Below are 21,015 nucleotides of genomic sequence, written 5' to 3' on the forward strand. Positions count from 1 at the left end.
CCGCCGTGCCGGTGCGTGCCGGCGCCGCCGCCTGCACGCCGGAAGCTCCCGGCCGACGCTCGCTCACGCGCGCCGCGCGGCCGAGTGCGCCGATCAGCTCCGCCCCGGCGCCCTGGCTGTGCAGCAGCAGCACCGGGCCGCCTGCGATCTTCGGGCCGCCCGCCTTGCGGTAGGTACCGAGCAAAGTGCGCAGCCGCTGGCCCAGATGCGCAGGGCCGGGCGTGGCGTAGGTGAGCGCGCCGCTCGGACACACGGTGGTGCAGGCACCGCAGCCCACGCACAGGTTCGGGTTGACGGCGATGCCGCCCTTCTCGGGGCCGTTCTGCGTGCGACGGCTGCTGATCGCCTGCGCCGAACAGACATCGATGCAGGAGGTGCAGCCCTCGCGCTCGTTGCGGCTGTGTGCGCAGAGCTTCTGCTTGTAGTTGAAGAACTTGGGTTTCTCGAATTCACCGACCAGCTCGCGCAACTGGAGCACGGCGTCGATCAGCGACGACTCGCCCCGCACCGGATCGACGCGGAAATAGCCCTGAGGCGGCTGGTGCAAGGTGATCAGCGGGTCGATGCCGAGGTCGAGCACCAGGTCGTAGCGCTCGGTGGTCTGGCTGGGAGCACGGCTGAAATCGATGGCTCCGGCCGCGTCGCACACGCGCACGCAGTCGCGGTGGCTTTTGCACATCGCCAAGTCGATCTGGTAGCTGAAATCGATCGCGCCTTCCGGGCAGGCGTCGATGCAGGCATTGCAGCGCGTGCACAGGTCCAGGTCGATCGGGTTGCCCGATTCCCAGCTCACCTGGAAGGCGCCGAGCCAGCCTTCGATCTTCGTGACCCGACCGGCCGCCACCGGCAGCGTGCGCATCTGCGGCAGCGTGCCGCCGGAGACGTCGAGCAGGAGCGAGACATCGAGCTTGTCCTGCAGCATCTGCGCTGCACGCTGAGCGGCGTCGGCCGAACCCACGACGAGCAGGCGTCCGCCCGATCGATAGCTCACGAAGGGCACCGGCTCGGGCTCGGGCAGCTGAGCCGCGGCGATCAGCGCGGCGATCTTGGGCGTGAGCGAGGCGGGGGCGGCTTGGGCGGCGCCGCTCCAACCGGCCGTCTCACGGATGTTGACGAAACGGATTGGCCGCTCCTGCACGCTGGGCGCGCCCTCGGTCTCGCCATTGAGTTCGAGGAAAAGCCGCTGCTCCTGGGTGCAGGCGACGAGCAGATCCTCGCCCGACTTGGCCGCGCGCTGGAAGGCGCCGGCCTCGCGGCGGCACAGCAGCGTGTGAACGGTTTCTAGACCGTCAGCCGCGCTCGCGCCCAGCGCCGATTTCAGCGCCGGGCCGTCGAGCGGCATCGTCTGGTTGCAGTTGCAGATCAGGGTCTTCATGGGCGTCGTGGGGCACGGTCGCGGCAGGGGCTGTCGGGTCCGCTGCCTGGTTAGATGCAAGGGAAAGAGCCGGGTCGTCGGCCAAAGCATCGGCGGGTTCGGGTGCTGCCGCCAGCGAGTCACCGGCTGGCTCGGAGATGGCTGTTTGCGAACCGGTTGCGGCCAGGCGTTCGGCTTCCAGCGCCTCGGCGGCTTCTTCCTCGGCGAACAGGCCGAGAAACTTCGACTGATTCATCTTGCGCAGCATCGCCATCGGGATCGGGTCGGGCTTGCCGTAGTCGTCGATGTACACATCGAGCCCGTCCATGATGTTGTAGCGCGGGTCGGTGAACAGCTTCTTGACGGCGGCCCGCTTGACGTTTTCGTCGACGCCGAAGGCGACGAAGCGCGAGATCTCGTCGCCCGGCACGAGCGCGGCGACATCCTCGAGCGTCGGCGCAGGCGGCGGGGGCGCGGCTTGCGTTGAAGGCTCGAGAGCCGTCGGATCGGACAGCGCCGTGCCGGTGCCTCGTTCATGACCGGCGTCGATCGAAGCGCGTGCGACCACCGGTGCCGATACCGGGTCGGCAACGAGCTCGGGCTCGGGCGGGAGCCCCGGCGTCGGCTCGAGCGTCGCCGGCACAGCCCCCGGTGCGCCGCCGGCCGGCCGGCCGCTCTTCACGTCGGCCTTGCGCCGCGACCATCGCGAAAGAAAGTTGTCGTCGCTCATCGCTGCTGGGGAGACTTGAAGGATGCGGGGCGGCGGCGCTGCTTGACCTCGGGCCGGTAGTGCTCGTCGGTGTACGCCTGCAGCCAGGCGGCGGTCTCGGCCGGCAGCGGCAGGTTGTCGACGCGCTCCTGCGCGTCGAGCCAGCGGCCGGCCTCGTTGTAGGACACGCTCACGATCTCGGGCGTGGCCACGGGCGGGTCGGTCTCACCGATGCGCCACACCACGAACCACACCGGCGAGCCCGACGTGAGATTGAGGTGGTACCCCTCGCACTCGTCGCGGTACAGCGCCACGGTGAACCCCGGGAACAGCCAGCGCGCCGTCTTGCCATCGTCGCGCAGCAGGCGCGGCTCGCGGCCGAAGGCCGGCTCGTCGGGCAACACCTCGACGATGCGAAAACGCCAGTCTTCCCAGCGGTTCGGCTTGGCCTCACGCTCCACCACCACCGCCACCGAGACGGCGGGTCGCTCAGCAGCGCGCTCGCCCGTTTGCATGGTGTCTCTCGCTCAGGTCGTCTTGGAAATGGAGATCGTCGGGAACTTGGCCGAATAGTCCTTGGCCTTCTCGGCAATCTTCACCGCCACCTTGCGCGCGACCGTCTTGTAGAGCGCGGCGATCTCGCCGTCGGGGTCGCTCACCACGCTGGGCCGGCCGGCATCGGCCTGCTCGCGGATGGCCATGCTCAGTGGCAAGCCGCCCAGGTACTCGACCCCGTATTCCGTGCTCATCTTCTTGCCGCCCTCGGAGCCGAAGATGTGCTCCTGGTGGCCGCAGTTCGTGCAGATGTGCACGGCCATGTTCTCGACCACGCCGAGGATCGGCACGCCGACCTTCTCGAACATCTTCAGGCCCTTGCGGGCGTCGAGCAGCGCGATGTCCTGCGGCGTGGTGACGATGATCGCGCCGGTGAGCGGCACGCGCTGGCTGAGCGTGAGCTGGATGTCGCCGGTGCCGGGCGGCATGTCGACGATGAGGTAGTCGAGGTCGCGCCAGTTGGTCTGCTTGAGCATCTGCTCGAGCGCCTGCGTGGCCATCGGGCCACGCCAGATCATCGGGTCGCCGGAATCGACCAGGAAGCCGATCGACATGACCTGCACGCCGTAGTTCTCCATCGGCTCCATGCTCTGGCCGTCGGCGCTTTCCGGGCGACCTTCGATGCCGAGCATCATGGGCTGGCTGGGGCCGTAGATGTCGGCGTCGAGCATGCCGACCGAAGCGCCTTCGGCGGCCAGCGCGAGGGCCAAGTTGACGGCGGTCGTGCTCTTGCCGACGCCGCCCTTGCCCGAGGCCACCGCGATGATGTTCTTCACGTTGGGCATCAATTGCACGCCGCGCTGCACGGCATGCGGAATGACCTTGGTGGCGATGTTGACGCTGACGTTCTCCACGCCCGCGAGCTGGCGTGTCGCCGCGATCAGCGCCTTGCGCAGCGTCGCGATCTGGCTCTTGGCGGGATAGCCGAGTTCGATGTCGAAGGCGATGTCGCCGCCCTCGACGCGCAGGTTCTTCACCCGCCGCGTCGACACGAAATCGCGGCCGGTGTTCGGGTCGATGACGCCCTTGAGTGCATCGAGCACGGCGCTATCGGTCAGGGCGGGAGACGGGGACATGGGAGCGATGCAAGGTGTTGCAAAAGAGCTCATGAGTCTATCCGAGCGCTTCGCGGTGAGCCGGTATTGCGTCGCTGTGCCAGCACCGGAAAGGGGAGGGAAATCCAGGAGTTTCCCCGGGCCGTAACGACGCTCCTGCAAGCCGCCAAGCACCGTCCGGCAAGGCGATGCGCGACGAGTGCGCACCTACAATCGAAGTGGGTACTGTCCCATTCCCGGCCCCAACTTCCGGTCCTTTCGCACATGCCGCGCCAGCTCTTCGTCACCACCGCCCTGCCCTACGCCAACGGGCCGTTCCACATCGGCCACATGATGGAGTACATCCAGGCCGACATCTGGGTGCGCTTCCAGAGGATGCAGGGCCACGCGGTGCACTTCGTCGGCGCCGACGATGCGCACGGCGCGCCGATCATGATCGCGGCCGAGAAAGCCGGCAAGACGCCGCAGCAGTTCGTCGCCAACATCGCGGCGGGCCGCAAGCCGTATCTCGACGGCTTTCACATCGACTTCGACCACTGGCACTCGACCGACGCGCCCGAGAACCACCAACTCGCTCAGGACACCTACCGCGCGCTGCGCAGGAACGGGCTGATCTTCACGCGCGACGTCGAACAGTTCTTCGACCCGGTCAAGGGCATGTTTCTGCCGGATCGCTACATCAAGGGCGAATGCCCGAAGTGCGGCGCGAAGGACCAGTACGGCGACTCCTGCGAAGTGTGCGGCGCGGTTTACGCGCCGACCGAGCTCAAGCACCCGTACTCGACGCTCACCGGTGCTGCACCGGTGCGAAAGAGCAGCGAGCACCATTTCTTCCAGCTCAGTTCCTCGCGCTGCATCGGGTTCCTGCAGGAATGGACGGTCGGCGCCGGTCAGGACGGCTCGCCGCGGCTGCAGGCCGAGGTGCTCAACAAGATCAAGGAATGGTTCACGGTCGACGAGTTCGGCCACGGCGGCCTGGCCGACTGGGATATCTCGCGCGACGCGCCCTACTTCGGCATCGAGATTCCCGACGCGCCGGGCAAGTACTTCTACGTCTGGCTCGACGCGCCGATCGGCTATCTGGCTTCTCTGAAGAGCTACTTCGATTCGGGAAAGGCGCGCGAGCGCGGTGAAGCGCGCTCATTCGACGAGTTCATGGCCGATCCGGCGACGGAGCAGGTGCATTTCATCGGCAAGGACATCACCTATTTCCACACGCTGTTCTGGCCGGCGATGCTGCACTTCAGCGGTCGCAAGACGCCCGACCATGTGTTCGTGCACGGCTTCATCACGGTCAGCGGCGAGAAGATGAGCAAGAGCCGCGGCACCGGCATCGATCCGCTGCGCTACTTGCAGCTCGGGCTGAATCCGGAGTGGCTGCGCTACTACATCGCGGCCAAGCTCAACGGCAAGGTCGAGGACGTCGATTTCAATCCGGATGACTTCGTTGCGCGTGTCAACAGCGATCTGGTCGGCAAGTACGTGAACATCGCCAGCCGGGCGGCGGGTTTCCTCGCCAGGCGTTTCGGCAACCGGCTGGCGGCCGAACTCGGTGCCGACGGCCGCACCCTGCTCGAAGGCCTGCAGGCAGCGGCCGGCGACATCACGGCGCTGTACGACCAGCGCGAATACGCCAAGGCGCTGCGCGAAACCATGGCGCTGGCCGACCGCGTCAACGAGTACGTCGATGCCAACAAGCCCTGGGAGCTGGCCAAGAAGGCTGGCGAGGACGCCCGCCTGCACGACGTGTGCAGCACCTGCATCGAAGCGTTCCGTCTCCTCACGCTCTACCTCAAGCCGGTGCTGCCGGCCTTGGCCGCCCAGGTTGAAGCTTTCCTTCGGATCGAGCCGCTGAGCTCCGTCGACGCGAGCCGGCTGCTCGGCGCGCACGAGATCGGCGGCTACAGCCACCTGCTGCAGCGGGTCGATGCCAAGCTGGTCGATGCACTGTTCGAAGCACCGGCGCAGGCACCGGCACCGGAAGCCGCGGTCGCCGGGAAAAGCGGCAACGGTGCGCCGGCCTCAGCGCTTTTGCCCGGCGGCGAAGCGCTGGCGCCCACCATCGCCATCGAAGACTTCGCCAGGATCGACCTGCGGCTGGCCCTCATCGTCGATGCCGCCCGGGTCGAGGGCAGCACCAAGCTCCTGAAGCTCACGCTCGATGTCGGCGAAGCCCAGTCGCGCACGGTATTCAGCGGCATCCAGTCAGCCTTCGATCCGGCCGCACTCGTCGGCAAGATGACTGTCGTCGTCGCCAACCTCGCACCGCGAAAGATGAAGTTCGGCCTCAGCGAAGGCATGGTGCTGGCCGCCTCGCACGTCGACGACAAAACCCATCCGGGCCTGTTCCTGCTCGAACCCACGGCCGGCGCGGTGCCGGGCCTGCGCGTGCGCTGATCGGCTCAGTCCCAGAACGGCTGGGCTTTGCGCAGGCGTTCGAGTTCCTTGCCGGCGGCCGCAAGCACGACGGCCCGGCGGGCCGCCAGCCAGCCCAGCGCAAACCACGCGCGCGGCTCGCTGGACGCGAGCAAGCGGTAGGCGGCCACCGCGACGCAGACGTCATTGAACTCGCCAAGCCGCTCCTGCGCCCGGCGCAAGCGCGCGAGGTAGCTCTTTACTGCGCGGCGCGGGAACAGGCCGCCACTGAACTCGATCGCGTAGCGCAGCCGCTTGAGGCGCTTGCGCAGGCGATGGCGCTGCTCGTCGCTCAGACGGTCAAAGCGCTTCGCATCGCGGCGCGCCTGCGCGTGCCAGTGCTGAAGGCGCGCCGCGACCAGCGTGCGCAAGGAAACCGCTTCATTGCTACCGCCGCCCGGCTCTTCGGCCTCGGTCCTCACCCCGGCAACGCCGGTGGACGCGGCGGAAGGTGGATCGTCCGCCAGCTCCCCGCACAGGTCGATCAGCACCAGGCCGTGCTGAGCACGTTCGTACTCGCCCCAGGGCGGCTCATCAGTGGGCGGGGGCAAGGGCAGAACCGGCTCGCCCACGCCGGCCAGCGCCGCATCGACCTCGCGCTGCAGGCCGCCGCCCAGCACGTCGCGGTCACGCACCGCGCCGAGGGCACGAAAGAGCGCCGCCACGCCATCGCCCCAGGCGACGGCCGGCACGCCCGGCCAGCCCTCGAAGAAGCGATGCGCCGACCGCAGGCGCCGCAGCGCGACACGCAACTGGTGCAGCGGCTCGATGTCGGTACTGCCGGCCGCCACTTCGCTCCAGTTCGGCAGCGCCTGCGCCAGCACGTTGCGCAGCACGGCGGCCCAGGCCTGGCCGGGGCTCATGCTTTTGTCCAACAGCACCGGCTCGGCCTTGACCGCCGGCGCTGCGTCATGCGGGCCGAGGCCGTGCGCCAGGCGTTCTCCGCGCTCGGACTTGCTGCGCGTGTCCAGCCACAGTCCATGCTCGGCGGCGAAGCGGCGCACCAGTTCGATAACGGCGCGCGGCGAGCCGCTGACCAGTTCGATCTCCAGCTCGCACACCGGCCAGCGACGCTCTTCGCCGGCAGGGCCAACGGCGACGATTTCGCCGCGGTCGAAGGCCAGCTCCACAGTGCCGCGGCGCGTGCGCTGGCGGCGATGGCGGCGCTGGATGTCGGTGCGGTAGCGGGCCTGCAGCGGCGCAGCACCTTCGTGTTCGCCCTTGCGCGGCGCAAGGGCGGCCGCGAGCGCATCGCCCGGTGGCGTGCCGTGATGGCGCGTCGGGTCCACTGCGGGCGGGAGCCCGGTGACACCCGTCAATGCCACGTTGTGCTCGCCGCGCGCCAGGCCATGAGCGCTGCCGGCCTTGAGCGTCTGCACCCAGCGCCGGCCTTCCTTGCGCAGCCGCAAGGCGAGGCCGGCGGCGGCGAGCCGGCCGTCCGCTGTGTCGAAGTAGATGGCCTGCAGCCGGGTGCGTGACGCGCCCGGCGCAGCGACAGCGCGCTCGACGCCCACCCGCGCCGCTGCGCCGACCTGCAGCTTGAGTTCGACTTCCCTCATCGCCGACGATGATGGCACGCGTGCATGACGGCAATGCGGGCGATCACGCCGCCAGACCGGGCCCGGCGTAGGCTCAGCCCCATGGACGCCGCTGCCACCTTCGGGCCATGAACTATCGCCTGCTTGCCGACGCCGTTTTGCTGCTGCACCTGGCCTTCGTCCTGTGGGCCGCGGCCGGCGGCCTGCTAGTCTGGCGCCAGCCGCGTTGGGCCTGGCTGCACCTGCCGGCGCTGGCCTGGGGCGCCTATGTGCTGCTGGCAGGCAAGCCCTGTCCGCTCACGCCGCTGGAAAACCGCCTGCGTGCGCTCGGGGGCGAGGCCGGCTACGACGGTTCCTTCATCGAGCACTACCTGCTTGTCTTGATCTATCCCGACTGGGCCCAGACCGCCAGCGGACGCGTCTGGCAGGTCGCGATCGCCGCCGGCGTGCTGGCAATCAATGCGCTGTGCTACGCCGCGGCTTGGCGGCGCAAGCGTGCGAGCCATCCTTCGAGCCGGCGAACAAGCCGGCTCGGTTCGTGATGGCGCAAACGCGGTGACCGGACATCGCACCGCGGCCCGATCAACCGACCCGCCCGAGCACCAGGTACTCCATCAGTGCCTTCTGCGCATGCATGCGGTTCTCGGCCTCGTCCCACACCACCGACTGCGGGCCGTCGATCACGTCGCCAGTGACCTCCTCGCCACGGTGCGCCGGCAGGCAGTGCATGAAGAGGGCGTCCTTGCGCGCGGCGGCCATCATCTCGGCATCGACGCACCAGTCGGCGAAGGCCTGCCGGCGGGCGTCGTTCTCGGCTTCGAAGCCCATGCTGGTCCACACGTCGGTAGTCACCAGGTGCGCGCCCTGGCAAGCGGCCATCGGGTCCTTGAAAACCTTGTAGCAGCCGGTGTTCGTGATCCCGGCCACCGCCGGGTCGATCTCGTAGCCGCCGGGCGTGCTCACATGCACCGTGAAGCCCAGAATCTCGGCTGCCTGCAGCCAGCTGTTGGCCATGTTGTTGCCGTCGCCCACCCAGGCCACCACCTTGCCTTGCAGACTGCCGCGGTGCTCGATGAAGGTGAAGACGTCGGCCAGCACCTGGCAGGGGTGGTATTCGTTGGTCAGGCCGTTGATGACCGGCACGCGTGAATGCGCAGCGAAGCGCTCGAGCTTGGTCTGCCCGAAGGTGCGGATCATCACCAGATCGACCATGCGGCTGATGACGCGGGCGCTGTCTTCCACCGGCTCGGCGCGGCCGAGCTGGCTGTCGCCGGTCGTCAGGTTCACCACCGAGCCGCCGAGCTGGTACATGCCGGCCTCGAAGCTCACCCGCGTGCGGGTGGAAGCCTTCTCAAAGATCATGGCCAGCGTGCGGTCGACCAGCGGCGTGTACTTCTCGTACTCCTTGAAGCGTTTCTTGATGAGCGCGGCGCGCTCGAACAGATAGGCGTACTCCTCGGCGCTGAAGTCCTTGAACTGCAGGTAGTGCCTGAGGGGAATCGATCCGGGCTTCATGGCGGCTTCACTCCGACGTGACAGGCGCAGCGAGAAAATCGCGGATCAGCGGCGCGAGGATCGCCACCACCTCCGAGGCTTCCGCCAGGGTCAGGATCAGCGGCGGCAGCAGGCGGACCACGCGCTCGGCGGTCACGCTGATCAGCAGGCCCGCTTCGGCCGCCGCGCCGAGCAGCTCGCCGCAGGAGCGGTCCAGCTCGATGCCGATCATCAGGCCGTGTCCCCGGATTTCGACGATGCCGGGCGAATCGGCCAGTTCGCGCTCGAACCCGGCCACCAGCGCCGCACCGACAGTGGCGGCGTTGGCCAGCAGGCCGTCGGCCTGCATGATGTCGAGCGTCTCGATGCCGGCGCGCATCGCCAGCGGATTGCCGCCGAAGGTGCTGCCGTGGTTGCCCGGGCCAAGCACCCACGCGGCGCGCGGCCCGCAGATCACCGCGCCGATCGGCACGCCGCTGCCCAGGCCCTTGGCCAGCGGCATGACATCGGGCTGGATGCCGGCCCACTGGTGCGCAAACCACTTGCCGGTACGGCCGATGCCGCACTGCACTTCGTCGAGCATGAGCAGCCAGTCGCGCTCGTCGCACAGGCGGCGCAGCGCACGCAGGTATTCGGTGGTGGTCGCGTTGATCCCGCCTTCGCCCTGGATCACTTCGAGGAAAACCGCGACCACACCCGGCCTCGTGTTGGCCACTTCCTCGATGGCCGCCACGTCGTTGAGCGGCACGCGCACGAAGCCTTCGACCAGCGGGCCGAAGCCGGCCTGCACCTTCGCATTGCCGGTGGCCGACAGCGTGGCGATCGAGCGGCCGTGAAAGGCCTTCTCGTACACGATGATCTCGGGCCGCTCGATGCCCTTGTCGTGCCCGAACTTGCGCGCGATCTTCAGCGCCGCCTCGTTGGCCTCCAGGCCCGAATTGCAGAAGAACGCATTGCTCAGCCCGCTCAGCTCGCAAAGCCTGGCCGCGAGTTGCTCCTGCAGCGGCGGCTGGTAGTAGTTCGAGCAATGAATCATCTTGCCGATCTGCTCCTGCAGCGCCGGCACGAGCCTGGGATGCGCGTGGCCGAGCGTGTTGACCGCGATGCCGCCCAGCGCATCGAGGTACTCGCGCCCGTCGGTGTCCCACACACGGCAGCCGCGGCCGTGCGACAGCGCGAACGGCAGCCGGCCGTAAGTGTTCATGACGTGCGGGGTGGCTGCGGCGGCGGGCAGGCGAGCGGCGTCGGGAGCGTTCATGATTTTTTGGGGCAGGCATCGAGGATGAAAAACGCGCAGTCCGTCACGGTGCTGCGCGGGGTCGATTCTAAGGAGCGGCAGGACTCCGCCCGGCGACCCTGCTCGGCGCTCCGGCTCGCACGGGACTGCCGATTCCGGCTGCTGCGCTGCAGCACAATCGGGCGCTTGCCGGCGTGGTCACGAACCACCGGAGCTTCTTTCTCGAGATGCCCATCAGCTCCCCTTACCGCGAAGTCTTCATTCAGGGCATCACCCTGGACGGCAAAGCATTTCGCCCGAGCGACTGGGCCGAGCGCCTGGCCGGCGTGATGTCCTGCTTTCGGCCGGGTGGCGTGCAAGCGGGGCGGGCCGCCCACCTCGGCTACTCGCCTTATTGCGTGCCCAACCTGATCAACGGCGTGCGTTGCGTGGTCGTCAACGAGGCGCTGCGGGAAATCGAGCCAATGGCCTGGGACTTTGTGATGAACTTCGCCCGGGACAACCGGCTTCAGGTGGCTGAAGCCTGCCTGCTGCCAGACGCCGACGACCGGCCGGCGTCTTCGTAGGCCGAAGAAATCGAGTGTCACCGGGCGGCGGGCGTTCCCGACTTGGGCGAGCGAAACGGGACAGGCAGCAAAAAGGGGCCGAGGCCCCTTTCTTTTTTTTCCACTCGGTACGCCTTCGCAGCCGTTACCTAGGACCGCGGTGACCGCGGGCGCCTAGCCGCGCGACGGTTACGCCTGCGCCGCCAGCGCCTTCACCTTCGCGGCCAGGCGGCTCTTGTGACGCGCCGCCTTGTTCTTGTGAAAGAGGCCCTTGTCGGCGATCGAGTCGATCACCTTCTGAGCGGTCTTGAAGTTGTCGGTGGCCTTGGCCTTGTCGCCGGTCGAAACCGCCTTGAGCACGCCCTTGACCGCTGTGCGGAACTTGGAGCGCAGGGCGGTGTTGGCGGCATTGAGGCGCACGTCTTGGCGCACGCGCTTGCGGCCCGAGGCGATGCGGACCGATTTCTTGACTTTGGACGAGGTGGCCATGAGTGGGGCGGGTGTTGCGTGTGAACAGCCGGCGAGTATAGCAGCCTGCTTCGCTTTGGCTTCGCACCGCGTTGTCGCGTGAGTGGTCACTCCTATACTCCGCGCCACTCCCATGCCGGCCCGCCTTGCCGCGGCGCTCTCCACCGCTCATGAACTTGCTGCGCGCCGCGTCCACCGTGTCCTTGTTGACACTGGCATCGCGCATCACCGGGCTGGTGCGCGAACAGATGGTGGCGGCGGCCTTCGGCGCCAGCGTGATGACCGACGCCTTCAACGTCGCCTTTCGCATCCCCAACCTGCTGCGCCGGCTGTTCGCCGAAGGCGCGTTCTCACAGGCCTTCGTGCCGCTATTGGCGCAAAGCCGCGAACGCGACGGCGACGAGCCCACCCGCATGCTGATTGATGCCGTGGCCACCGTGCTGCTGTGGGCGCTGCTCGCCGTGTCGCTGCTGGGCGTGCTCGGCGCGCCGGTTCTGGTGTGGCTGATGGCCGAAGGTCTGAAGGAAACCGGCGGTTTCGACATCGCGGTCGTCATGACGCGCTTCATGTTCCCGTACATCGGCTTCATGTCGCTGGTCGCACTCGCGGCCGGCGTGCTCAACACCTGGAAACGCTTTGCGGTATCTGCCGCCACGCCGGTGCTGCTGAACCTCTCCTTCATCGCCGCGGCCTGGCTGCTGGTGCCGCGCTTTTCGGCGTGGGGCATCGAGCCGATCTATGCACTGGCCGTAGGCGTGATGGTGGGCGGCGTGCTGCAGCTCGCTCTGCAGATCCCGGCGCTGCGGGCCATCGGCGCGCTGCCGCGCTTCGGCCTGAGTCCCGCACGGCTGCGCGCGGCCTGGGCGCATCCCGGCGTGCACCGCGTGCTCAAGCAGATGGCGCCGGCCATCCTGGGCGTGTCGGTCGCGCAGATCTCGCTGCTCATCAACACCCAGATCGCCACGCAGATCGGCGCGGGCGCGGTGTCGTGGCTGACGTATGCCGACCGGCTGATGGAGTTTCCGACCGCACTGCTCGGCGTCGCGCTCGGTGTGGTGCTCCTGCCGCAGCTTTCGGCCACGCAGGCGCTGGGCGACGCCGACCGATACGCCGCCCTGCTCGACTGGGGCCTGCGCCTTGTGCTCCTGCTCGCGCTGCCCTGTGCAGTGGCGCTGCTGGTGTTTCCGAAGGCACTCGTCTCGGTGCTCTACCACCGTGGCGCGTTCACCCCTTACGACGTGCAGCAGACCGTCGTCGCGCTGATGGGCTACGGCGCCGGGCTGCTCGGCCTGGTCGCGCTCAAGGTGCTGGCGCCGGGCTTCTACGCCAAGCAGGACATCCGCACGCCGGTCAAGATCGCCGTGGTCGTGCTGGTGTTGACCCAGTTGCTCAACCTGGTGTTCGTCCCACGCCTGGGCCATGCCGGGTTGGCGCTTTCGATCGGCTGCGCGGCACTCGTCAATGCGCTCTGGCTGTTGATCATGCTTCACCGCCGCGGCAGTTGGCGGCCGTCCCCGGGCTGGCCGGCCTTTGCCGCCAGGGTGGTGTTCGCCAGCGCGCTGATGGGCGGCGGCCTGGCGTGGGCCGCGCAGGCTTTCGACTGGGTCGCACTGGGCGAGCGGGAACTGTTGCGGGCCGGCGCGCTGGCGGGAGTGCTTGCCGCGGCGGCCCTGCTGTACTTCGGCGTGCTGCTGATCCTCGGGCTGCGGCCGGCACAGTTCGCCCGTCGCACCTGAAAAGAGCGTGGGTGCGGCGAGGCACGGTAGGTGCCCGCCTACGCCGCTTCGAGCCGCCGTCCGGCCGACGCAGCGAAATGGCCTGCCTACAGTGCGCTGCAGCCGGCGCGCTCCGCGTCGGCGCCGCAAGACACAAGGACACCGCATGAACATCGCCCGCAACACATTGAGCGTCATGGCGCTGAGCGCCCTCTTCACCTTGGCCGCATGTCAGCCCGCCGAGGGCCCGGCCGAGCGCGCCGGCAAGCAACTCGACAACGCCGCAGAGAAGGTGGGCGACCAGGTCGAGCGCGCCGGCGACAAGATCGAAGACACCGCCGATGACGTGAAAAAGGAAGCCAGCCGCTGATCGGCCACGCGCGCCCTCTGCGGCGCGGCGATGGGGCTGGCCTAAACTGGCTTCATGCCCGCCCCGTTTTCCGTCGAAGTACCGACCGCGCTTGAGTACTTTGCCGCACTGGTGGCCGATGACGGCAGCCTGTCTCTCACCGAAGCGGCCGTCTCGCTCGCGCTCGACGAGCACCCGGTGCTCGACACTCAATCGGTGCTGGCCGAGATCGACGCGCTCGCCCGCACGCTCGAGCGCCGCATTCCGCGCGACGCCGTGCCGGTGCAGCAGTTGCGCCTGCTCAACCGCTATTTCTTCCACGACCTCGGCTTCGCCGGCAACATCAACGACTACTACGCCAGCGATAACAGCTACCTGCACGAGGTGCTGCGCACTCGGCGCGGCATTCCGATTTCGCTGGCGGTCATCTACATCGAGCTGGCTTCGCAGATCGGCCTGAAGGCGCGCGGCGTCGCCTTTCCCGGGCACTTCCTGGTCAAGGTGAAGATGCCGCAGGGCGAGGTGGTGATCGATCCGTTCACCGGCCAGTCGCTCTCCCGCGACGAGCTCGACGAGCGGCTCGCCCCCTACAAGCGCCGCCAGGGACTGCTGGGCGAGTTCGATATGCCGCTGGGCCTGTTCCTGCAGTCCGCCACGCCGCGTGAAGTGCTGGCGCGCATGCTGCGCAATCTGAAGGAAATCCATCGCAGCGCCGAAGACTGGCCTCGCCTGCTGGCGGTGCAGCAGCGCCTGGTGGTGCTGCTGCCGAGCGAATGGGACGAGCGCCGCGACCGCGGTTTGGCGCAGGCCGAGCTGGGCGTGTACGACGCCGCGGCCGACGACCTCGACGCCTACGTTACGCACAGCCCTCAGGCCCAGGACCGCCGGGCGATCGCCGAGCGCGCCGCCGAGTTGCGGGCGCAGGGCCGGCCCTCGCTGCACTGAGCCGCCCCACGCCGGCGCGCGGCGGCGGCCTCGGGCCGGCTGCCTCCCGACCGAAATGGCACGGCGGGAGCCCGGCGTCCGGCCCATAAAATGCTGCACCCGCGGTGCCCCACCCCGCCTTTTGCGTCTCGCGTCCGCGGACCGATCCGCCCTCCGACTCACCCACGCATGACCCTCACCCCCGCACAGATCCACGGCCTCGGCTGGTTGGCCATCGGCGCATTGACGGCGCTAGCGCTTTGGCTGCTGGGGCCGGTACTGTCCCCGTTCGTGGTCGCGCTGGTGCTCGGCTACGCGCTGCACCCCGTCGTGGACCGGCTGGCGCGCGGCGGCGTACCGCGCGCACTGGCTGCGCTGATCGTCGAGGTGCTGGCGCTCGCCACCGTGCTCGCGGTGCTGCTGCTGATCGTGCCGATCCTGGTGCGCGAGCTGCCGGCCCTGCGCGACCAGATCCCGGTGCTGCTCACGCGCCTGGACGACTGGCTGACGCCGCTGGCGGCGCGATTCGGCATCGACATCGATCTCGACGTCGCCAGCGTACGCACCTTCGTGCTCACCAACCTGAGCGACAACACCGAAGGCTGGGTCAACACCGTCATGAGTTCGCTGCGCATCGGCGGCAGTTTCGTGCTGGGCTTCGTGGGCACGGCGATCCTTCTGCCTGTGGTGCTGTTCTATGTGCTGATGGATTGGCACGGCATCGTCAAACGTGCCAGCAGCCTGGTGCCGCCGCGCTACCGCGCCAATGTGGATGGCTTCATGGCCGAATGCGACCACATGCTCGGCCAGTACCTGCGCGGCCAGTTGCTCGTGATGGGCATCCTGGCCGTGTTCTACAGCGCCGGTCTGGCCTTGTTCGGCTTCGACCTGGCCGTGCCGGTCGGCGTGTTCACGGGCTTGGCGGTGTTCATTCCCTACATCGGCTTCGGGCTGGGCTGCGTGCTGGCGCTGCTGGCCGGGCTGCTGGAGTTCGGCGGGCTCTACGGCATCGTGGCGGTGGCGATCGTCTACGGCATCGGCCAGGTGGTCGAGAGCTTCTATCTCACGCCGCGGCTGGTCGGCGAGCGCATCGGCCTGCATCCCATCGTGGTGATCTTCGTGCTGCTCGCCTTCGGCCAGTTGTTCGGCTTCATCGGCGTGCTGGTGGCGCTGCCGGTGAGCGCGGTGGGAGCAGTGGCGGTGAACCGTGTGCGGCGCCTGTACCTGAGCAGCCCGCTCTACCAAGGACCGGCGCCCGTCGAGCCCGGCGCATGAAGCAGTTGCCCCTGGGCCTGCGCCCCGGCCCGCAACAGCGCTTCGACAGCTTCGCGGTCGGCGCGAATGCCGCGGCCCTGAGCGCGCTGCGCGGCACGGCGGCCGGCGCGGCACCGATCTACCTGTGGGGCGGTGCCGGCGCCGGCAAGACCCACTTGCTGCGTGCGCTCGCCGACGAAGCGGTCGCAGAGTGTCGGCCGGCCGGTGTCTTCGATCGTTCGACCCCCCCGCCGTGGGTCTGCAACGAGGACACGCGCCTGATCCTCCTCGACGACTGTGAAGCCTTCGACTCGGCCCAGCAGCATGCCGCCTTTACGCTCTTCGTCGAGGCGCAGGCGCTGGGCGCGTCGGTGGTGGCGGCCGGCCGGCTGCCGCCGGTTGACCTGCCTGTGCGCGAGGACCTGCGCACCCGGCTGGGCTGGGGCCTCGTGTTCCAGTTGCAGCCGCTGAACGAGGTGCAGGCCCGCGATACGCTCAAGCGAGAAGCCGGGCGGCGCGGCATCGTGCTCACCGAGGAGGTCGCCGCTTACCTGCTGACCCGCTTCGCGCGAGATCTCGGCTCGCTGATGCGGCTGCTCGACGCGCTCGACGAGTTCGCGCTAGTCCACCAGCGGCCGGTGACGGTGCCGCTCGTGCGGCAGATGCTCGCCGAGCGCGACGAGGAAAAGCGCCACGGCGCGAGCGCATGAACCTCGCCCTGTTCGACCTCGACCACACCTTGCTGCCGCTGGACTCGGACCACGCCTGGGGCGAGTTCGTCGTCACCCTGGGCTGGGCCGACGCCGCCACCCAGCGCCTGGCCAACGACGCCTTCTACGCCGCCTACCAGGACGGCACGCTCGACATCGCCGAGTACGTCGAGTTCGCCACCCGCCCCTGGCGCGAGCGGCCTGGCGCCGAGCAGGCCGCCGCGCATGCGCGCTTCATGCGCGAGATCATCTCGCCGGCCCTTCGCCCGGAGGCGCTTGCGCTGGTGAAAGAACACCGCGCACGCGGCGACATGCTTGCCATCGTCACCGCGACCAACGAGTTCGTGACACGGCCGATCGCCGCGGCCTTCGAGGTCGAGACGCTGATCGCGGTGGAACTGGAGCGCGACGCCGCGGGTGCCGTGACCGGCCGCATCCGGGGCGTGCCCTCGTTTCGCGAGGGCAAGACCGCGAGAGTCGAGCAATGGCTCGCGCAGACGGGCCGGCGTGTGCAAGACTTCGAACGCGTGAGCTTCTACAGCGACTCGACCAACGACCTGCCGCTGCTCGAGCTCGCCACGCACCCGGTGGCGACCAATCCGTCACCCGCCCTCGAGGCCATCGCGCGCGAGCGCGGCTGGCCTCTCCTGAACCTGTTCCCATGATCAAGCGATTCATCAACAAGCTGTTCGGCAAAAGCGAGGACGGCACGCCCAGGGCCGCCAAGACTGTCACGGCCCGGCCCAAGGCCGGCAAGCGCGTGGAGGTGCCGCAGGCCGAGCACGGCATCGACCCGGCGCTGCTCGACGACAAGGCGCTGAAGGTGGTGGCCACGCTGCAGGACGCCGGCTTCGAGGCCTACATCGTCGGCGGCGCAGTGCGCGACATGATGCTGGGCCTGCGCCCCAAGGACTTCGACGTCGCGACCAACGCGACGCCGGAGGAAGTGAAGGGGCTCTTTCGCCGCGCCTTCATCATCGGGCGGCGCTTTCGCATCGTTCACGTGGTGTACGGGCGCGGCCGCGAGCATGAAGTGATCGAAGTTTCGACCTTCCGCGCCTACCTCGATGCCGCCGCCGCCGACCAGGTGGCCGGCAACGAGAAAACCTCGCGCTCCGAACTGCACGGCAAGACGCACGTGGTCGATGCCAGCGGCCGCGTGCTGCGCGACAACGTCTGGGGCCCGCAGGTCGAAGACGCCGCACGCCGCGACTTCACCGTCAACGGGCTCTATTACGACCCGCGCACGCAGATCGTGGTCGACTACCACGGCGGCATCGCCGATGCCAAGAAGCGCCTGCTGCGCATGATCGGCGACCCGCTCATGCGCTACCGAGAGGACCCGGTACGCATCGTGCGCGTCGTGCGCTTCGCCGCCAAGCTCGGCTTCGAGATCGAGCCGAAGACGCGCGCGCCGATCCGCGAGTGCGCGGCCTTGCTTCTGGCGGTCCCGGTGTCGCGCCTTTTCGACGAGATGATCAAGTTGCTGCAGACCGGCCATGCTTTGGCCTCGATCGAGCAGCTCAGAAAGCAAGGGTTGCTCGGCGCCGCGCCGGGCTCGGTCGGCATCTTTCCGCTGCTCGACGCCGTGCTCGCCGATGCGCAGAAGAACCCCGCGCGCAACGCCTTCATCAACGCCGCTCTGGCCGACACCGACCGCCGCGTCGGCGAGGACAAGCCGGTGGCACCCAGCTTCCTGCTCGCCTGCTTGCTGTGGCACGAGGTGCTGGCCGGCTGGCAGCGGCGGGGGGCCCAGGGCGAACCGTCCTTCCCGGCCCTGCAGCAGGCGGTCGATGCGGTGTTCGACGCGCGCATCGGCGACATCTCCGGGCGCGGCAAGCTCGGCGCCGACATGCGCGAGATCTGGCTGATGCAGCCGCGCTTCGAGCGCCGCACCGGCAGCACCCCGCTCTCGCTGATCGAGCAGCCGCGCTTTCGCGCCGGCTTCGATTTCCTGCGCCTGCGCGCCGACACCGGCGAGGTGCCCGTGGAGCTGGCCGAGTGGTGGGAAGACTTCTCGCTCGGCACCGACGAAGAGCGCATCGCGCTGCTTCAACTTGCGCGCGAGCAGCAGCAACCGCGCCGTGTGGCGGGCGCCGGCCGCGCAGCGCCGCGGGCGTCCGAGGGTTCTTCTCCCGAAAGCGCGGATGAAGCCGGCGACGAGGCGGGGGATGCGCCTGCTGCGAAGAAGCGGCGCCGGCGTCGCCGCAAGCCTGGGGGTGCCTCCGCGGGTGAGTCGGCGAGCGCGCCCGCCGACACGCACGGCGAAGGCTAGGGCCTGCCAACGCCGCTTGGGTGGGCTCATTGCCTGACCTCGGAGGCAGGCCGCATGCCGCATCACGCCCATCACACCGACTGTGGGTGAATACGGAATGACTGAGCAAGCCGTCCTTGCACCGGCACAACGCGCGTACATCGGCCTGGGTGCCAATCTGGGCGATCCGCGTGCCGTGTTGCGTGCCGCGCGAGATGCGCTGGCCTCGCTACCCGGCAGCCGACTCGTGGACTGCTCCTCGCTCTACCGCAGCGCGCCGATCGATTCGAGCGGCCCGGACTACTTCAATGCCGTGCTCGCACTCGACACCCGGCTCTCGCCCCACGAGCTGCTGATCTCACTGCAGGCGATCGAAGCGGCGCACGGCCGCGAGCGGCCCTATCGCAATGCGCCTCGCACGCTCGATCTCGACTTGCTGCTGCACGGCGACACCGTCATGGAAACGCCAACGCTCATCCTGCCGCATCCGCGCCTGCACCTGCGCGCCTTCGTGCTCCAGCCGCTGTCCGAGATCGCGCCTGCGCTCGAGGTGCCGGGCCACGGGACGGTTGCTGCCCTGCTGCCAGCGGTGGCGCAGCAGGGTATCGATCTCTGCTCGAGCGACGACGGATCGGGCGATTGGTCCGATCGGTCCGCCGCAAAGTAGGGCCGCCACTCCGCAAAACAGGCGTGCAAGGCGCGAAGAACGCGTTGCGCGCCCAGATAATCCCGACTCCGCGCCCGGCCCCAGAGCCCTCGATGACCTCCGCCCTGCCGATCTCCCTGCAGACCATCGCCTTGCTGACCCTGTCGAACGTCCTCATGACCTTCGCCTGGTACGGCCACCTCAAGACCATGGGACACAAGGCCTGGTACGTGGCCGCGCTGGTGAGCTGGGGCATCGCGCTTTTCGAGTACCTGCTCATGGTGCCGGCCAACCGCATCGGCGTGCAGCAGTTCAGCGTGGGACAGCTCAAGGTCCTGCAGGAGGTCATCACGCTGTGCGTGTTCCTTCCCTTCGCGGTGTTCTACCTGCACGAGCCGCTCAAGCTCGATTACCTGTGGGCGGGGCTGTGTCTGGTGGGCGCGGTCTATTTCATGTTCCGTTCGGCATGAAGGGCGACGCGAAACTGCGGCTGCGCCACGTGGTCGTCGAAGGCCCGATCGGGGTAGGCAAGACCACGCTCGCGACCACGCTCGCCGAACACTGGGGTGCCCGGCTGGTGCTGGAAAAGCCTGCCGAGAACCCGTACCTGGAGCGCTTCTACGAGCACATGGGCACGCTCGGTGCGGTGCGCGGCAATCCGCTGGCGCTGCAGACCCAGCTCAGCTTCCTGTTCCAGCGCGTCGAGCAGCTCAAGGAGATCGGCCAGCCCGGCATGTTCGAGCACGGCGTGGTCAGCGACTTCATGTTCGCCAAGGACGCCATCTTCGCCATGCTCACGCTCGGCGACGAAGACCTGGCGCTGTACCGCCAAATTTACCGCCGCCACAGCGCCCAAGTGAGCGAGCCCGACCTGGTGATCTGGCTGCAAGCCGAACCCGACACCCTGCTGGCCCGCGTGCGCCGGCGCGGCCTGGCCATGGAGCGCAGCCTCGGTGAGGACTACCTGCAGGCGCTCGGCACGGCCTACCACCGCTATTTCGCCCACCATCGCGGCGCGCCGGTGCTGGCCGTCAACACCGAAGCTTTTCACCCGGACGAAGACAGCGCCGACTTCTCGCGCCTCATCGCGCGCATCGAGGCCTTCGAAGGGCCGTTCGAGTTTTACGACCCGCCTGACCGCCCGGATCGACTGCCGACGCCGGTGCAACGGGGCTAAACAGAACGGGTCCGAAAAGGGCCGCCGGCTTTGTGACAGCAATGTGACAATCCGCCGCTTGCCGAGCCCCCTCGGCGCCGCCCTTGCAACCGGAAGAGTCCACGATGTTCGGCAAGCTGCTGCCGCGGGAAGGTAATTTCTTCGAGCTCTTCGACCAGCACGGCGATCACATCGTCGAGGGCGCGCGCGCCTTCATGGCGATGATCGAGAACTACGCTGACGTGCCCGAGCGCGAGCGCCATGCGGCCGCAGTGATCGCGGCCGAGCACAAGGCCGACAAGGTCACCGCCGAGGTCAACCGGCTGCTGCACAAGACCTTCATCACGCCGCTCGACCGCGAACAGATCCACGGCCTCATCAACGCGATGGACGACGTGCTCGACCTGCTGCAGGACACCACCGAAACCCTCAACCTTTACGACGTGCACCACATCCCCGAGGAGGCGCTGCGGCTGGGCCAGCTCAGCGCGCGCTGCTGCGAGCGGGTGCAGCACGCCGTGTCGCTGCTCGGGCGCATCAGCGAAGCGAGCGCGGCCGAGGGAGCCCTCAAGATCTGCGAGGAGATCGATCACCTCGAGAGCGACGCCGACCGCGTCATGCGCTCGGCGATGAGCAA

22 protein-coding genes are annotated in these 21,015 nt (G+C 68.4%); 14 read left to right on the forward strand and 8 right to left on the reverse strand.

Going from position 1 to position 21,015, the window contains the following annotated elements:
• The 4 genes from H0W40_RS13875 to apbC form a co-directional block, all read right to left on the reverse strand.
• Nucleotides 1-1,375, reverse strand: a 1,375-nt coding sequence (locus H0W40_RS13875; RefSeq protein WP_292447159.1) for a 4Fe-4S dicluster domain-containing protein, incomplete at its 3' end; no start/stop codon positions are given.
• Entirely contained in the window at nt 1,290-2,084 is a 795-nt protein-coding gene (locus H0W40_RS13880; RefSeq protein WP_292447161.1) for a DUF3306 domain-containing protein, read from the reverse strand. The genes H0W40_RS13875 and H0W40_RS13880, both read right to left, overlap by 86 nt.
• Nucleotides 2,081-2,578 carry a DUF3305 domain-containing protein gene (locus tag H0W40_RS13885; protein ID WP_292447163.1) on the reverse strand — a complete coding sequence of 166 codons (498 nt, stop codon included), beginning with the start codon at nt 2,576-2,578 and terminating at the stop codon, nt 2,081-2,083. Before H0W40_RS13885 ends, H0W40_RS13880 begins: the two co-directional genes overlap by 4 nt.
• Nucleotides 2,579-2,590: 12 nt before the next feature.
• The gene (apbC, locus tag H0W40_RS13890) at nt 2,591-3,694 is read right to left on the reverse strand and encodes an iron-sulfur cluster carrier protein ApbC (RefSeq protein WP_292447166.1); all 1,104 of its coding nucleotides are present in this window, start codon (nt 3,692-3,694) and stop codon (nt 2,591-2,593) included.
• Nucleotides 3,695-3,937: 243 nt separating this feature from the next.
• Here apbC and metG point away from each other — a divergent pair, with 243 nt between their 5' ends.
• The gene (gene metG, locus H0W40_RS13895) at nt 3,938-6,070 is read left to right on the forward strand and encodes a methionine--tRNA ligase (protein ID WP_292447169.1); all 2,133 of its coding nucleotides are present in this window, start codon (nt 3,938-3,940) and stop codon (nt 6,068-6,070) included.
• A gap of 5 nt (nt 6,071-6,075) precedes the next feature.
• On the opposite strand, the gene H0W40_RS13900 is transcribed toward metG, so the two are convergent.
• Nucleotides 6,076-7,647, reverse strand: coding sequence for a CHAD domain-containing protein (locus tag H0W40_RS13900; RefSeq protein WP_292447171.1), 1,572 nt, complete (start codon nt 7,645-7,647; stop codon nt 6,076-6,078).
• Nucleotides 7,648-7,754: 107 nt separating this feature from the next.
• Between H0W40_RS13900 and H0W40_RS13905 the strand changes: the two genes are divergently transcribed.
• Entirely contained in the window at nt 7,755-8,168 is a 414-nt protein-coding gene (locus H0W40_RS13905; protein WP_292447174.1) for a DUF2784 domain-containing protein, read from the forward strand.
• Between the two features lie 40 nt (nt 8,169-8,208).
• On the opposite strand, the gene argF is transcribed toward H0W40_RS13905, so the two are convergent.
• Both argF and H0W40_RS13915 read right to left on the reverse strand, forming a co-directional pair.
• Complete coding sequence (gene argF, locus H0W40_RS13910) at nt 8,209-9,141, reverse strand: ornithine carbamoyltransferase (protein WP_292447176.1); 933 nt, start codon at nt 9,139-9,141, stop codon at nt 8,209-8,211.
• Nucleotides 9,142-9,148: 7 nt separating this feature from the next.
• The gene (locus H0W40_RS13915) at nt 9,149-10,378 is read right to left on the reverse strand and encodes an aspartate aminotransferase family protein (RefSeq protein ID WP_292447177.1); all 1,230 of its coding nucleotides are present in this window, start codon (nt 10,376-10,378) and stop codon (nt 9,149-9,151) included.
• 206 nt (nt 10,379-10,584) lie between these two features.
• On the opposite strand from H0W40_RS13915, the gene H0W40_RS13920 reads away from it, so the two are divergent.
• The gene (locus H0W40_RS13920) at nt 10,585-10,923 is read left to right on the forward strand and encodes a DUF3579 domain-containing protein (protein WP_292447178.1); all 339 of its coding nucleotides are present in this window, start codon (nt 10,585-10,587) and stop codon (nt 10,921-10,923) included.
• Between the two features lie 168 nt (nt 10,924-11,091).
• On the opposite strand, the gene rpsT is transcribed toward H0W40_RS13920, so the two are convergent.
• Nucleotides 11,092-11,391 (reverse strand): 30S ribosomal protein S20, encoded by a 300-nt coding sequence (gene rpsT, locus H0W40_RS13925; RefSeq protein ID WP_292447179.1) that lies wholly within the window; start codon nt 11,389-11,391, stop codon nt 11,092-11,094.
• A 149-nt stretch (nt 11,392-11,540) separates the two neighbouring features.
• Here rpsT and murJ point away from each other — a divergent pair, with 149 nt between their 5' ends.
• The 11 genes from murJ to H0W40_RS13980 all read left to right on the forward strand — a co-directional run.
• Nucleotides 11,541-13,106: a murein biosynthesis integral membrane protein MurJ gene (gene murJ / locus H0W40_RS13930; protein WP_292447181.1), complete on the forward strand. Its 1,566-nt coding sequence runs from the start codon at nt 11,541-11,543 to the stop codon at nt 13,104-13,106.
• 145 nt (nt 13,107-13,251) lie between these two features.
• A complete protein-coding gene (locus H0W40_RS13935) occupies nt 13,252-13,455 on the forward strand; it encodes a hypothetical protein (RefSeq protein WP_292447183.1) in 204 nt (67 codons plus the stop codon).
• A 54-nt stretch (nt 13,456-13,509) separates the two neighbouring features.
• Nucleotides 13,510-14,379, forward strand: coding sequence for a SirB1 family protein (locus H0W40_RS13940; RefSeq protein WP_292447186.1), 870 nt, complete (start codon nt 13,510-13,512; stop codon nt 14,377-14,379).
• 168 nt (nt 14,380-14,547) lie between these two features.
• The gene (locus tag H0W40_RS13945; RefSeq protein ID WP_292447189.1) at nt 14,548-15,633 is read left to right on the forward strand and encodes an AI-2E family transporter; all 1,086 of its coding nucleotides are present in this window, start codon (nt 14,548-14,550) and stop codon (nt 15,631-15,633) included.
• The gene (gene hda, locus H0W40_RS13950; RefSeq protein WP_292447191.1) at nt 15,630-16,322 is read left to right on the forward strand and encodes a DnaA regulatory inactivator Hda; all 693 of its coding nucleotides are present in this window, start codon (nt 15,630-15,632) and stop codon (nt 16,320-16,322) included. The genes H0W40_RS13945 and hda overlap by 4 nt, the downstream gene beginning before the upstream one ends.
• The gene (locus tag H0W40_RS13955) at nt 16,319-16,987 is read left to right on the forward strand and encodes an HAD family phosphatase (RefSeq protein ID WP_292447193.1); all 669 of its coding nucleotides are present in this window, start codon (nt 16,319-16,321) and stop codon (nt 16,985-16,987) included. Before hda ends, H0W40_RS13955 begins: the two co-directional genes overlap by 4 nt.
• Complete coding sequence (pcnB, locus tag H0W40_RS13960) at nt 16,984-18,597, forward strand: polynucleotide adenylyltransferase PcnB (RefSeq protein WP_292447195.1); 1,614 nt, start codon at nt 16,984-16,986, stop codon at nt 18,595-18,597. The genes H0W40_RS13955 and pcnB overlap by 4 nt, the downstream gene beginning before the upstream one ends.
• Before the next feature lie 97 nt (nt 18,598-18,694).
• Nucleotides 18,695-19,243, forward strand: a complete 549-nt coding sequence (gene folK / locus H0W40_RS13965) for a 2-amino-4-hydroxy-6-hydroxymethyldihydropteridine diphosphokinase (RefSeq protein WP_292447198.1) — start codon at nt 18,695-18,697, stop codon at nt 19,241-19,243.
• A 92-nt stretch (nt 19,244-19,335) separates the two neighbouring features.
• Entirely contained in the window at nt 19,336-19,692 is a 357-nt protein-coding gene (locus H0W40_RS13970; RefSeq protein ID WP_292447199.1) for a DMT family protein, read from the forward strand.
• Nucleotides 19,689-20,399, forward strand: coding sequence for a deoxynucleoside kinase (locus H0W40_RS13975; RefSeq protein ID WP_292447202.1), 711 nt, complete (start codon nt 19,689-19,691; stop codon nt 20,397-20,399). Before H0W40_RS13970 ends, H0W40_RS13975 begins: the two co-directional genes overlap by 4 nt.
• A 104-nt stretch (nt 20,400-20,503) precedes the next feature.
• Nucleotides 20,504-21,015: DUF47 domain-containing protein (locus H0W40_RS13980; protein ID WP_292447204.1), on the forward strand; the 512-nt coding region annotated here is incomplete at its 3' end.

The sequence above is a fragment of the Methylibium sp. genome (assembly GCF_013817345.1).
Lineage (GTDB): Bacteria > Pseudomonadota > Gammaproteobacteria > Burkholderiales > Burkholderiaceae_C > Methylibium.